At 75.7% G+C, this 845-nt stretch carries 1 protein-coding gene; it reads left to right on the top strand.

Going from position 1 to position 845, the window contains the following annotated elements:
* Positions 1-845: chorismate synthase (gene aroC, locus ACFF45_RS35510; RefSeq protein WP_381351174.1), on the top strand; the 845-nt coding region annotated here is incomplete at both ends.

The following is an 845-nucleotide window of genomic DNA, read 5'->3' as shown; positions in this document are numbered from 1 at the left end:
CTGGCGCGCAACGCGCCGCTGACCCGGCCCCGGCCCGGCCACGCCGATCTCGCCGGCATGCAGAAGTACGGCTTCGACGAGGCCCGGCCCGTGCTGGAGCGGGCCTCGGCGCGGGAGACCGCGGCCCGGGTGGCGCTCGGCGCGGTCGCGCGGTCGTACCTGAAGGAGACCGCCGGCATCGAGATCGTCAGCCATGTCGTGGAGCTCGCGGCGGCCAAGGCGCCCTACGGCGTCTACCCGGCCCCGGCGGACGTGGCGAAGCTCGACGCCGACCCGGTGCGCTGCCTGGACGCCGACGCGTCGAAGGCGATGGTCGCGGAGATCGACCAGGCCCACCGGGACGGCGACACGCTCGGCGGCGTCGTCGAGGTGCTCGCCTACGGCGTGCCGGTCGGCCTCGGCTCGCACGTGCACTGGGACCGCCGGCTGGACGCCCGCCTCGCCGCCGCCCTGATGGGCATCCAGGCGATCAAGGGCGTCGAGGTCGGTGACGGCTTCGAGCTGGCGCGGGTGCCGGGTTCGAAGGCGCACGACGAGATCGTCGCCACCGGTGCGGGCATCCGGCGGGCCACCGGCCGCTCCGGCGGCACCGAGGGCGGCCTGACCACCGGTGAGCTGCTGCGGGTGCGCGCGGCGATGAAGCCGATCGCGACCGTGCCGCGGGCCCTGAAGACGGTGGACGTGGTCACCGGCGAGGCCACGCAGGCGCACCACCAGCGCTCCGACGTGTGCGCGGTGCCGGCGGCCGGGATCGTCGCCGAGGCGATGGTCGCGCTGGTGCTGGCGGACGCGGTCGCGGAGAAGTTCGGCGGTGACAGCGTCACCGAGACCGCCCGCAACGTCCG

The sequence above is a fragment of the Streptomyces cinereospinus genome, from assembly GCF_042430725.1.
Taxonomy (GTDB): Bacteria; Actinomycetota; Actinomycetes; order Streptomycetales; family Streptomycetaceae; genus Streptomyces; species Streptomyces cinereospinus.
Note: the sequence above shows the minus strand (reverse complement) of the source record. Positions and strands in the feature narration are given on the sequence as shown.